Below are 11,131 nucleotides of genomic sequence, written 5' to 3'. Positions count from 1 at the left end.
CTGCGGACACAGTTGACGAAACACTATGGTTTGAAATCAAGAAGCTAGGGAAACATCTGTAAAAATATCACCAGCAAAAATCTAGGTTTCAGGAATTTACACTTTAATAAAGAATTATAAAAGGCCTGGGCTACAGCAGTTAAGACATTGCCATTTGGGTATCTAAAAATACAGCATAAAAGCGGCTATTAATGGCTACTTGATGCATAATAACCTCCCTGACATATCCCCGAAATACTTATGAACAGAGCTAAAAACATAAAACATGGCTTTTTTGATCTTGGGTTCAGAGACGCTTTGCTGGGTGCATTGGTATAACAACCATAGGCTAATGGAGTCCACTGGTTATATACCGCCGTCAGAATACGAAGAAGGATGTTATAAGTATAGTAAATATGGGTCGTTTAAGTTATCGGGACTCACACATTAAAGTCTCTGGCAAATCCAGGGCGGTTCACTTTAGATTCCTGGCAGAAAGCCAGAGAGCTATCACTCCAAAAGCCACGCTTACATTAAGCGAACATTTGCCTCCCCTCATGGGAAGCCGTAGTACCAGGTTACACTCTTTAAGTAGCTCCGGGTCCACCCCGCAAAGTTCATTGCCCACCACCAGGGCTACCGGGCCTTTTGGTAACGACATATCAGGGTGCCAAAGGATGCTCCCTTCAGTTTCAAGGGCCAGGATAAAATAACCTGTATCTTTTAGCTCACGAATTACCTCCAGGGTGTTGGGGTTATAACTCCAGGAGACTTTCTTTTCTGCACCAAGGGCAGTTTTAGCCACTCCTTTGTGCTCAGGGGTGGGGGTAATACCGCCAAGGTAAAAATGAGAAAACCCCGCGGCTTCACCAGTGCGCAAAATAGAACCTACATTCCAGGCACTACGCACATTTTCAAGAACAGCCACGCACGGAGGCTCTATCCTTTTATAAGGAGAATCAAAATCGTCGGTTTCCAGGAGACGAATAGCTTTCAATGCCAGCTGACCACCACAGGCCGGGCAATATTTTAATTCCTCAAGTGACGGAAAACGCAACTGGCAAAGGTGGCACTGGTAAAAAAGGCCCTTGCTTCTCATTTGAATCCGCTTGATTAAAGACCTAATCTTCGTTTTAAGAAGAAGAACTTAAGCCTTTGAGTTGGACTGTTATTGCCTTTTTTGAGATAACCTTCGTGTAACTTGCGAAGATAAAGATCAACCTGAAGATAATAAGGCACTGGCTTTAAACCCGGCCTCCCCAGAATAATTCTTACCGCTTCCATAGCTGCCAGAGCACTACATAAATAACAGGCAATAACTGAAGCTGGCCCCTGACCAGCTTTCAGGTTTATACTTTTAAGGTCAAGATACCTGAGGAAAAAAGGCCTGGGAGCCAGGCCCAGCGCAAAAAGTAAGGCCTTCTCTGTAGGAGACATCTCTTGCTTTATGGCAAAATACTCATCAAAAGAAGGGCTTTTTTCCGGATCAAAAATCAATAAAGAGGCACTGAAACCAAGAGGTGCAGCGGTAATAAGAGGTATTTTTTTAGCCCTGGCGGTATCATATAATAGCTTACGGGCCTCTATGGCAAAAAACTCTACTCCATCTAAAATCACATCTACTCCGTCTAAAAAAGCATCTATATTTTCGGGGGTAATGCCTTCTTTGTAATATTCAATTTGAAGAAACGGGTTTATCCGAAAGGCCTCCTCAAGCATGACTTCGCCTTTTGGGCGCCCCAGGGTGTCTGCCCGGGCCCCATATTGACGACTAATATTCCTGGGTTCAAAGACATCAAATTCAGCCAGCTTGAACCGGCCTACCCCTGTGCGAACAAGAGATACAAGATGAGTGCCACCTACTCCTCCTAAACCTGGTATAGCCACGGTGGCCCTTTTCAACTTTTCCTGCTCCTTTTCTGAAATCAAACCACGTTGAGGCCTGAATACTTCTTCAAAAAAAGAATCCTCACTCCTTATGTTGTATCGCTCTAACTTGCGCCCCAAAAGACTTTTCTGTATCAAATGCCACATATTGCTAATCTCCTTTTAGCAAGCCATATTTTTTGATATTTTATCGGCCAAAATAAGCGAGGTATAAATCACGGAAAACAAAGTTATTCTGGCAGGTATTGATGGTTGCCGCAACGGCTGGTTGGTAATCAGGGGTGTTTTTCTTCCTGATTCTAAAGTTTTTATCAAAGAAGATGTTCTTATCCTGACCAACGTAAAAGAGGTATTTCCCCTTTCAGCTGATATTTACGCTTTTGATATGCCCATTGGCCTTCTAGAAAACTATGTCCCAGGAGGGCGAACCTGTGACAGAATGGCCCGTAAACTTTTAGGTCCAAGGAGAGCCAGTATTTTTAGTCCACCTCCCCGGAAGGCCTTCTTGGCTAACTCCTATCAAGAACTTAAAAAACTCGGGCTTAAACTCTCGCTTCAAAGTTTCAATTTGCTCCCCAAAATAAAAGAACTTGATGAATATTTGAGACTTTATAAACCCCTAAATGTTTATGAAACACATCCTGAACTGGTTTTCTGGAGCGAGGCTCAAAAGACTATTCCTTCCAAACACTCAACCGAAGGATTTGCTAAACGCAAAATGCTTCTGGAAAAGAGCCATTTATTCAGGAGCTTAAGTTTTAACCTATCCCAAATAAGAGCCAGCTTGCGTAAAGATTTACTTGACGCTTACGCCTGCCTTCTTGCCGCCAAAAAAATTTACCTGAAAGAAGCCAGAGTTATTCCTGAAGAGGCAGAAAAAGATACTTTCGGGTTAAAAATGCAAATCTGGTTTTAATTTTTATTTAACAGGTGAGAGATTATTTTACAGCCCACTAAGTCTCCCCACACGTTGACTGAAGTGCGCAGCATATCAAGAAACCTATCTACCGCCAGAATTAAGCCAATTCCTTCTAAAGGAAGCCCTACGGCCTGTAAAACCAAGGTCATAGTAACCAAGCCGGCACTGGGAATAGCCGCCGCTCCAATAGAAGCCAAAGTAGCCGTCAAGAAGATGATGATTTGGTCTGCCAAACTCAGGGAAACTTGATAGATGTTGGCTATAAACATGGCTGCCACCGCTTCATAAAGGGCAGTGCCGTCCATATTTACCGTGGCCCCTAGGGGCAGGACAAAACCTGTCACTTTTCGGGGAATTTTGGCCTTTTCCTCGGCAACTTCTAAAGATACCGGCAATGTAGCCGAACTGGAAGCTGTTGAAAAAGCTAGAAGGGGTGCCTCTCTTACCTTTAGAAAATACCTCCAGGGCTTTTCCCTGGTAAAAACGAATAACAGCAGACTCAAGGTGCATATGGCGTGAAAGGCAAGTGCAGAAACAACGGTTATCACGTAAGAAGAAAGCTCAAATATAGGCTCAAGTCCCTTTTTAGCCACTATATTGCTAACAATGGCAAAGACCCCCAAAGGAGTTATCCTGATAATCCAGCGTATTAAAGTGATTAAGGCCTCGTTTAAAGCTTCAAAAAAGGAAAAAAGCCTCTGCTGATAAGCCTCTTTCAAAGAAAGAGTAGCCATGCCCAATAAAAGGGCGAAAAAGATAATAGCCAACACCTCATTATTAGCCAAACTTTTTACTGGATTTTCCGGAATGATGCTTTTTACCAGGCTTTCAATGGAAAAACTTTTAACAACAGGTTCTCCCTCTGCCCCTATAAAATTAGCGTTATGCCCAGGATTTATAATATTTACAAAAAAAAATGCCCGTGATAACCGCTAGCGAGGTGGTAGTAAAGTAATAAATTAGAGTTTTAAAACCGATATCTTTAATCTTGGCCAGGCTTCCAAGGCCAGAAAGGCTAATAAAGACAGAAGCAAATATTAAAGGGGCAATAACCATCTTTAACAATCTAAGAAAAATATCGCCTACAATAGCTATCTTGGGAGGGAAAAAGGGTAGATAAAGCCCTATAAAAATCCCCAGAATTATAGCTAAAAGAGTCTGGTTTTCAATGCTTTTTAAAAAACGCATGAATTGCGTTTACCATGAAGAAGGGAAAATGAAAAGAAGGGCCTTACCGGCCCTTCTTTTTTATTTAGTGAGGGTTTTTTCAAATATTCTTTCTGTTTTTACGGCCTGTTTTCGGGCCTCTTTAGCCGCCTCCTGGGCTTCCGCTGCAGCGGTTCTTGCTTCCTGAGCCGCAGCTTTAGCCTCTTCAACTATGGGAGAAATTTCTTCCCTGGTAGGAGCAATTAATTTTCCCTGGGCCAGGGCCTGAGAAAAGTCGGCTACTAGAAAGTAAACCGCCTCTTCAACGGCCTTTTTGAATAAATCATCAGAGGTTTTATTCGCAAATACACTTTGAGGGGTTACCTCTACTTCGGTACGCCCTGTCCAGACTACTTCGCCAGTAGATGTATCCTGTATATAAATTCGCAGTTGTACTTTTGCCTGATTGGTTTTTCCGCTTTTCACCGTGGCAAGCCCTGCGGCTGCCCCTATTCCAGCTCCTTCCCACGAAGCATCTATTAAGCCTCCGGCTATCCCGCCAGTAGCAGCAAAGTTAAGAGCCTCATAAGTTTCTGAATCTGCCACCCCAAAAACTGTACGCGAACCAAGATTTACTACAAAAGGTAGAAGGCCACTTTTAAATGGATTAAGGGAACGAAAATGCCTGGCCTCAAAGTCAATAATTCTTCCCCTCACCACATAGCGAGCACCGAAAGTTTTGCCAAGGTCCATGATCATTTTCGTATCAAGGGGGCGAGTTTTTTCCTCTTTTATTTTTTGAGATTTTTGATTGCGCTCAATGGCCTGCCAGATTTCGGCTTTCATTTCAGGAGACCAGTCTCCTTCAAGTATGGCTAAAAGAGAAGAATCGGCCTCAGGATAATAAGTTTTTACAGGCTTAATAACTCCCTGGTTCAAGAGGTATTGGTTAACCTGCTCCACTGGCACCGTAGCCAAACCCGCTTTAAGGAGTTCATCTTCAAGGGCTTCTACAATAAAGACATTCTTGCGCCACGTTTCCCAAACAGACGAAGAGCCGTAATCAGCAAAAGGTAGTATCACTACTTTGGGTAAATGGGTTGTCCCCTGGGGGGGATGAGCTGGAGCCAAAGTCTGTTTTACATTATAACCCCCACAGCTGACACATAAAAACATTAAACCTATCAAGAAAATAAAAAGTTTGTATCGCATGAGTCACCCCTCAAGTATTGATTGAACTTTTATCTTATAATCGAATAAAAGGCGAGAAAAGTTTAAAATTTATTTTAAAAAAAGAGGCCCAAACGGGCCTCTTTTAAGGAGGGGGGTTATGAAAGAATTTCTTTCTTAAACTCTTCAAAACCTATACGGCCAATCAAACGGCCTAATCTATCAGTCTTTTTGGCATTGGCTTCGTAAAACTTAATTATTTTATCGGCTATAGCCAGAGCTTCTTCAGTGGATACGTTTTCCGTTAAAACCTGGGCAAGCCCGGGTTTTGCTCCGCCACAGCCTCCAACTCTTACTGTCCAGCCTTTGGGTTTTCCTATAAAACCCAAGTCTTTGATACAGGTTTCAGAGCAATCATTAATGCAGCCTGCTACCCCGATTTTAAATTTGGCTGGAAGCTGATATCCGTGATAGCGTTTATCAAGTTCAGCTCCTAAGCCTAAAGAATCCTGCTGGCCCAAGCGGCAAAAAGTAGTACCTGGACAGACTTTTATACTGCGCACGCAAGCCCCAACTGCCGCTCCAGGGTCAACACCCAGCTCTTCCCAAACTTTGTCAATGTCTTCTTCTTTAAGACCCACCAGGGCAATTCTATCAGCACTGGTGAGCTTCATAGCTTTAACGCCATACTTTTCCGCAATTTCTGCTATTTTTTTCAGAAATTCCGGGGTAACTACTCCCAAAGGCACATGGGGAACAATAGCATATGTCTCCTTGTCACGCTGAAGCACTGCTCCCTTTTCACCGTCTTTAAGCATCATTGGCCTCCTTGAACTTGATTTTTTGGGTATCTTTAAGAGTGGTTTTAGAAAAGTGTTCGCGAACTAAATGGTTTACCGAACGTAATAAATCCCCCAGTATGCAATTTTTTCCATCACATAAAGGTTTCTTAAAAAGACAGCGCTGGTCTTCCAGCGGGCCACTTATCACTTCATAAATATCAATAAGAGAAATCTCTTCGGGCTTTTTATTCAACATATAACCACCTTTAGGACCCCTGGTGGCTTTAAGTAATCCAGCCCGCGCCAGGGCTTGCAAAACTTTAGACAAATGGGCTTCAGAAGCATTAAGTTTGACGGCAATTTCTTTTACCCTTTTGGCCTTTTTAGGTTCCAAAGATAAGTAAGCCATTGCATGGAGCCCCAAAGCCAAAGCATCAGAAATTCTTAAAATTGGCCCAGCCATATTTAACTCCTTTAAATAGTTTAAATATTTAAATATCTAATTTATTACTTGTTGTCAAGGGCTGGGAATAAACAAAATAAAAAATTTTTCTGTTTGTTCTAAATTTTAGGTTGAGATTACTGCCGACGGTGTCGCCTCGGAGAGGGATTGCTTCGCCACTTCGTGGTTCGCAATGACGAGAAGGGGAACGTGGTTCGCAATGACAACCTTCTTTGTCACTGCGAGGAGCGCGCAAGCGCGACGAAGCAGTCTCGGAGATTCTTCGCTTCGCTCAGGACAAGCGAAGCTGTCTCAGCGATTGCTTAGGCCTTACGAGGCCCCGCAATGACTGGCTCAGTTGTCACTGCGAGTAGATACTTTTGCTCATGACAAACGAGGCGGTTGGAGCTCAGTTCTGGTTTTTTTCCCAGCTTTTTTCTTCACCTCGTATAAGACGGCGAATGTTATCCCGATGTTTGAACCAGATTAAAGCCGCCATAATCAGGGCGGTATAAAAATCAATCCTATTAGGGCAGATAAAGGGTATGAGGCAGGGGACCAGAGCTGAGGCCAAAAGAGAACCAACGGATACAAAGCCTGTTATTTTTACTGCCAGGATAAAAACTACTAAAGCTATAGCTAAGGCCACAGGACAAAGCATTAAAAAGACACCGGCCGCTGTGGCAACACCTTTTCCGCCGCGAAATTTCAAATAAATTGGGAAAAGATGTCCTAAGAAGGCAAAAAAACCTACTCCAGCCACTAAAAAATCTTTTTGAGGGTGATTTTTGAAAAAATACAGGGCCAACAACATTGGTATTATCCCTTTACCCATGTCTCCCAGCAGGGTTAAAAGCCCCCATTTTTTCCCTAAAAGTCTGGCTACGTTAGTGGCTCCCAGGTTTTTACTGCCGTGTTTTCGCGGATCAATACCAAAAGGCTTGGCCACTAAAAGAGCCGTGGGTATTGACCCTAAAAGATAGGCCAAGATAAATATTAAATAAGCCTTTTCCATGTTATCCCTCAGTCAAAAATTCTTGGCAAATAGATTCTGAAAAAGGTAATATGCCAAAGATGGCCGGAGAAGCAAGGATTAAAAAAATTAGAAACATAGGCATTATTGCCCACATAGACGCCGGGAAGACCACCCTTACCGAACGGATCCTTTATTACACAGGCCGTATTTATAAGATAGGCGAGGTCCACGAAGGCCAGGCCACCATGGATTATCTCCCTGAAGAACAAGAACGCGGTATCACTATCACCGCGGCCTGCACTACCTGTTACTGGCGAAATCACGAAATCCATTTGATAGACACTCCAGGCCACGTTGATTTCACCATCGAGGTGGAAAGAAGCTTACGAGTACTAGATGGTGCCGTAGGGGTTTTCTGTGCCGTAGGAGGGGTTGAGCCCCAGTCAGAGACAGTCTGGCACCAGGCCGAGCGCTTTAAAGTGCCAAAGATTGCCTTTATAAACAAGATGGACCGCATAGGGGCTAACTTTTTTGGGGTTGTCAAACAAATAGAAGAAAAATTCGGAGTTAAGCCGGTAATCCTTACCCTCCCCTACGGCGAAGGCGAAGACTTTAAAGGCGTCATAGATATACTCTCTCAAAAACTTATTCTCTGGGACGAAGAAAGCCTGGGTGAAAAATACGATTTTTATCCGGTACCTGAAGAAATACAGGAAGAAGTAAATCGTTTTAGAAAAGAACTTATTGAAACCGTGGTGGAATTTGACGAAAGGCTTATGGAAAAGTACCTGACCGATGAGCCACTTTCTTTATCTGAGATAAAAGGGCTTATTCGCCAGGGAGTGCTTGCCCGAAAAATCACTCCCATTTTAGCTGGCTCAGCCTTAAAAAACAAGGGTGTTCAGCCTTTGCTTGATGCCATCGTTGATTATCTACCTTCTCCGCTTGATATTCCACCAATTAAGGGCACTGACCCTTTTACCGGGAAAGAAGAAACGAGGCCCCCTGATGAAGCGGCTCCTTTTTCAACCCTGGCCTTTAAGGTACAAATGTTTGAAGGGCGTAAGATGGTCTATTTGCGCCTTTATTCAGGTGTTATTGAGGTAGGAAAAAGCGTTCTTAACGCTACTCAAAACAAGAAGGAAAAGATAGCCCGGTTATTTTTGATGCATGCCGCTAAAAGAACACGCCTGGAAAAGGCCGGTGCCGGGGATATAGTGGCAGCCATGGGACTTAAGCATACCGTCACAGGAGACACATTATGTGACCCGGCCCACCCCATTGTGTTTGAGCCTATCGGGGCCTATGAGCCTGTTATCTCCATAGCGGTGGAACCTAAAACCCGGGCCGAAGAAGAAAAAGTAGAAGAAGCTCTTGCCAAAATTGCCCAGGAAGACCCAACTTTTCGCGTCAAAATAGATAAAGATACCGGCCAGCGGATCATTTCCGGCATGGGTGAACTGCATTTAGAGATAATACTTGAGCGTCTAAAACGTGATTTTGGCCTGGAGTTACGGATAGGCAAGCCCCAGGTAATCTATCGTGAAACCATCACCCAGGAAGCAGAAGTTATAGAATTTTTTGACGAACAGATAGGCGATGAACGTCTAAGCGCCGAAGTAAATCTTTTGGTCAGGCCACGAAAACGCGGAGAAGGTAACCTTATAGGCTCTTTGATCCCTGAAGGAAAAGTTAGTGAAGACCAGCTTAAACTGCTGCTTAAAACCATTGAAGACACCCTTGGAGCCAGTGGCCCTCAGGGTTATCCAGTAACAGATGTAGAGGTGTTATTGTTAGACATAAATTTTCCAGGTGGAAGTTTTAACGAAATGGCTGCCAGAGCAGCGATAGTTAAGGCCCTGGTGAGGGCTTTAAAAGAAGCCCAGCCTGTTCTTCTTGAACCCATTATGGAATTAGAGGTGACGGTGCCTTCGGAATATCTCGGAGAAGTGATAAGTGACTTGAATCAGCGGAAAGGGCATGTAATCAACATAGAAGCCAAAGGCCCGATACAAATTGTTAGAGCTGAAGTACCCCTTGCTGAACTTTTTGGCTATTCTACGGCTTTGCGTTCAGCCACTCAGGGAAGGGCTAGCTTTAACATGAAATTTGTGAGGTTTGACCAAAAAGAAGCACTTAAAGTCCAGGCAAAATAAATCTTAGCCCTGTAAAAAATTGATTTACTTCGCTTGCAAGGTTCGTTTTGTTTGGGACAGGCGAAGCGGCTTAAATAAGGCCTTTTTCTTTGAGTTTTTTACTCACATTGGGAAATAGATTTTCATTGGTGTGAGGGATAAAGAGGGCCCCGGTTAAAAGTTGCATAAATTCTGGCTGGACGTTCATCTCAAAGTAGGTCAAGTTTTTTAGTATTTCTTTTAGTTCTCCAAAAGATTCTTTATTTTTCAGGAAAGAAATAGTCCCAGCGCCAGCAGCATTGCCTATGGCTTTAAAACGTTCAATAGGCACATCAGGGATCATACCAATAAGCCCTGCCATTTCGGGGTCAATGTAGTTGCCAAAGCTTCCGGCTATGTAGAAATTTGCAATATCTTCAAAGGTTAAGCCTACACTTTGGCAGAGAACCGTAAGGATGGTGTACATGGCTCCTTTGGAGCGAATGATACTTTTTATTTCACCCTGGGTTACGTAAATTTCTTTACCCGTGGCGCTTTCTTCTGCTGGCACCAAAACAAAGGCAAGTTCTCCGTCTATTTCTTTGAATCGTTCTTTCCACCTTTCGGGAAGGAACTTGCCGCGCTGGTCAATAAGGCCGACCAAAAACATTTGGGCAAGGAGGTCTATCACCGCTGAACCGCAGATGCCTTTAGGTTTTTCTCCGTCTATGGTTTCAATTTCAATAGAATAAGGCCCTTTTTTGATTCGCACCCGCGAGATGGCTCCAGGAGCAGCCTGCATGCCGCAGGCAAGAATTCCACCTTCTAAAGCTGGGCCTGCTGCGCCAGCGGTGGCTAGTAAAAAATCCTTGTTACCGAGAACTACCTCAGCGTTGGTGCCTACGTCTATGAGAATGCTTACCTCTTCGTGACGATGGAGCCCTGTGGCCAGGATTCCTGCCAGGAGGTCCCCGCCAAAATAGCTTCCCCGATTAGGAAAAACAAAAAGAAGGCCTTCTTCATGGCCATGAAGGCCAAGTTCTTTTATTTTCAGCGTATCTATCCAGCTGGCCGCAGGGATATAAGGCTCACGATAAAGATTTCTGGTCTCAAGATTTAAGAGAAAGTGGCTCATGGTGGTATTACCACAGATGGCCATGTAATAAATTGACTCTAACGGAAGATTGACGAGAAGCTTTTTAGTTTCCGCGCGCAGGGCTTCAATGGTTACCTGGTGAATTTTTTGGCGTCTTTCAGGTTTATCAGCAAAATGCAGGCGGTTAAGAATGTCTTCTCCAAAAGGAATTTGAGGATTTTTGAAGTGATGTTCTTTAATTACTTTTAAGCTCTTAAAATCAAAAAGATATATGACAATGCCTGTGCTCCCTAGGTCAATACCTAGGCCCAAAAAGGGTTTCTGCGTACTAAAGGGAAGTATTTCAGCAAGATGCCAGAGGTGGCCATCAAAAAGAAGACGGGCTTTAACACGAAAGTCATTGTCCCTTAATGTTTGTGGCAGCTTTCTTAAAACAGAAAGTGGAATCCTGGGCTCTTCCCCTAAAATTTCGGCAAGTTTCTGTCTCACCCGGGCTTCATCAGCCCGCTGGTCAGCCAAAGAAGGCTTATCAAAGTTGAGTTCTATTTCCCGGGCTACAGGTATCTCAGGCATAAAATGTCTTCTGCAATGATGAAATTTCAGGCCTTAAGCAATCCTAA

At 43.7% G+C, this 11,131-nt stretch carries 11 protein-coding genes; 2 read left to right on the top strand and 9 right to left on the bottom strand.

Features of this window, described 5'->3' with window-relative positions; translation table 11 throughout:
- Window positions 1-454: 454 nt before the first annotated feature.
- Window positions 455-1,078: an RNA methyltransferase gene (locus TH606_RS05095; RefSeq protein ID WP_082863528.1), complete on the bottom strand. Its 624-nt coding sequence runs from the start codon at window positions 1,076-1,078 to the stop codon at window positions 455-457.
- Between the two features lie 14 nt (window positions 1,079-1,092).
- Entirely contained in the window at window positions 1,093-2,013 is a 921-nt protein-coding gene (locus TH606_RS05090) for a ThiF family adenylyltransferase (protein ID WP_068541842.1), read from the bottom strand.
- Between the two features lie 67 nt (window positions 2,014-2,080).
- On the opposite strand from TH606_RS05090, the gene TH606_RS05085 reads away from it, so the two are divergent.
- Window positions 2,081-2,782, top strand: a complete 702-nt coding sequence (locus TH606_RS05085) for a DUF429 domain-containing protein (protein WP_082863527.1) — start codon at window positions 2,081-2,083, stop codon at window positions 2,780-2,782.
- Here TH606_RS05085 and TH606_RS05080 read toward each other — a convergent pair.
- The 6 genes from TH606_RS05080 to plsY form a co-directional block, all read right to left on the bottom strand.
- Window positions 2,779-3,657, bottom strand: coding sequence for a dicarboxylate/amino acid:cation symporter (locus TH606_RS05080; RefSeq protein WP_269451045.1), 879 nt, complete (start codon window positions 3,655-3,657; stop codon window positions 2,779-2,781). The two genes, TH606_RS05085 and TH606_RS05080, sit on opposite strands and share 4 nt — an antisense overlap.
- A gap of 10 nt (window positions 3,658-3,667) precedes the next feature.
- Entirely contained in the window at window positions 3,668-3,973 is a 306-nt protein-coding gene (locus TH606_RS11990) for a cation:dicarboxylate symporter family transporter (RefSeq protein WP_197460511.1), read from the bottom strand.
- Between the two features lie 60 nt (window positions 3,974-4,033).
- Window positions 4,034-5,143: a hypothetical protein gene (locus tag TH606_RS05075; RefSeq protein WP_068541840.1), complete on the bottom strand. Its 1,110-nt coding sequence runs from the start codon at window positions 5,141-5,143 to the stop codon at window positions 4,034-4,036.
- A gap of 116 nt (window positions 5,144-5,259) precedes the next feature.
- Window positions 5,260-5,919 (bottom strand): nitrite/sulfite reductase domain-containing protein, encoded by a 660-nt coding sequence (locus TH606_RS05070; RefSeq protein ID WP_068541839.1) that lies wholly within the window; start codon window positions 5,917-5,919, stop codon window positions 5,260-5,262.
- The gene (locus TH606_RS05065; RefSeq protein WP_068541838.1) at window positions 5,912-6,346 is read right to left on the bottom strand and encodes an RrF2 family transcriptional regulator; all 435 of its coding nucleotides are present in this window, start codon (window positions 6,344-6,346) and stop codon (window positions 5,912-5,914) included. The genes TH606_RS05070 and TH606_RS05065 overlap by 8 nt, the downstream gene beginning before the upstream one ends.
- Before the next feature lie 388 nt (window positions 6,347-6,734).
- A complete protein-coding gene (gene plsY / locus TH606_RS05060) occupies window positions 6,735-7,340 on the bottom strand; it encodes a glycerol-3-phosphate 1-O-acyltransferase PlsY (RefSeq protein WP_068541837.1) in 606 nt (201 codons plus the stop codon).
- Window positions 7,341-7,399: 59 nt separating this feature from the next.
- Here plsY and fusA point away from each other — a divergent pair, with 59 nt between their 5' ends.
- Window positions 7,400-9,457: an elongation factor G gene (fusA, locus tag TH606_RS05055; RefSeq protein WP_068541847.1), complete on the top strand. Its 2,058-nt coding sequence runs from the start codon at window positions 7,400-7,402 to the stop codon at window positions 9,455-9,457.
- A gap of 70 nt (window positions 9,458-9,527) precedes the next feature.
- Here the strand turns inward: fusA and TH606_RS05050 are convergent, their stop codons facing one another.
- Window positions 9,528-11,084, bottom strand: coding sequence for an ASKHA domain-containing protein (locus TH606_RS05050; RefSeq protein WP_068541836.1), 1,557 nt, complete (start codon window positions 11,082-11,084; stop codon window positions 9,528-9,530).
- Window positions 11,085-11,131 lie beyond the last annotated feature (47 nt).

The organism is Thermodesulfatator autotrophicus (assembly GCF_001642325.1).
Taxonomy (GTDB): Bacteria; Desulfobacterota; Thermodesulfobacteria; order Thermodesulfobacteriales; family Thermodesulfatatoraceae; genus Thermodesulfatator; species Thermodesulfatator autotrophicus.
This window is presented reverse-complemented; position numbering and strand designations above follow the sequence as displayed.

Excerpts from the sequence above, each read along its gene's own strand:
- TH606_RS05070 (WP_068541839.1), bottom strand. The coding sequence starts at position 5,919 with ATGCTTAAAGACGGTGAAAAGGGAGCAGTGCTTCAGCGTGACAAGGAG.
- TH606_RS05050 (WP_068541836.1), bottom strand. The coding sequence starts at position 11,084 with ATGCCTGAGATACCTGTAGCCCGGGAAATAGAACTCAACTTTGATAAG.
- fusA (WP_068541847.1), top strand. The coding sequence starts at position 7,400 with ATGGCCGGAGAAGCAAGGATTAAAAAAATTAGAAACATAGGCATTATT.
- TH606_RS05090 (WP_068541842.1), bottom strand. The coding sequence starts at position 2,013 with ATGTGGCATTTGATACAGAAAAGTCTTTTGGGGCGCAAGTTAGAGCGA.
- TH606_RS05075 (WP_068541840.1), bottom strand. The coding sequence starts at position 5,143 with ATGCGATACAAACTTTTTATTTTCTTGATAGGTTTAATGTTTTTATGT.
- plsY (WP_068541837.1), bottom strand. The coding sequence starts at position 7,340 with ATGGAAAAGGCTTATTTAATATTTATCTTGGCCTATCTTTTAGGGTCA.
- TH606_RS05065 (WP_068541838.1), bottom strand. The coding sequence starts at position 6,346 with ATGGCTGGGCCAATTTTAAGAATTTCTGATGCTTTGGCTTTGGGGCTC.
- TH606_RS05095 (WP_082863528.1), bottom strand. The coding sequence starts at position 1,078 with ATGAGAAGCAAGGGCCTTTTTTACCAGTGCCACCTTTGCCAGTTGCGT.
- TH606_RS11990 (WP_197460511.1), bottom strand. The coding sequence starts at position 3,973 with ATGCGTTTTTTAAAAAGCATTGAAAACCAGACTCTTTTAGCTATAATT.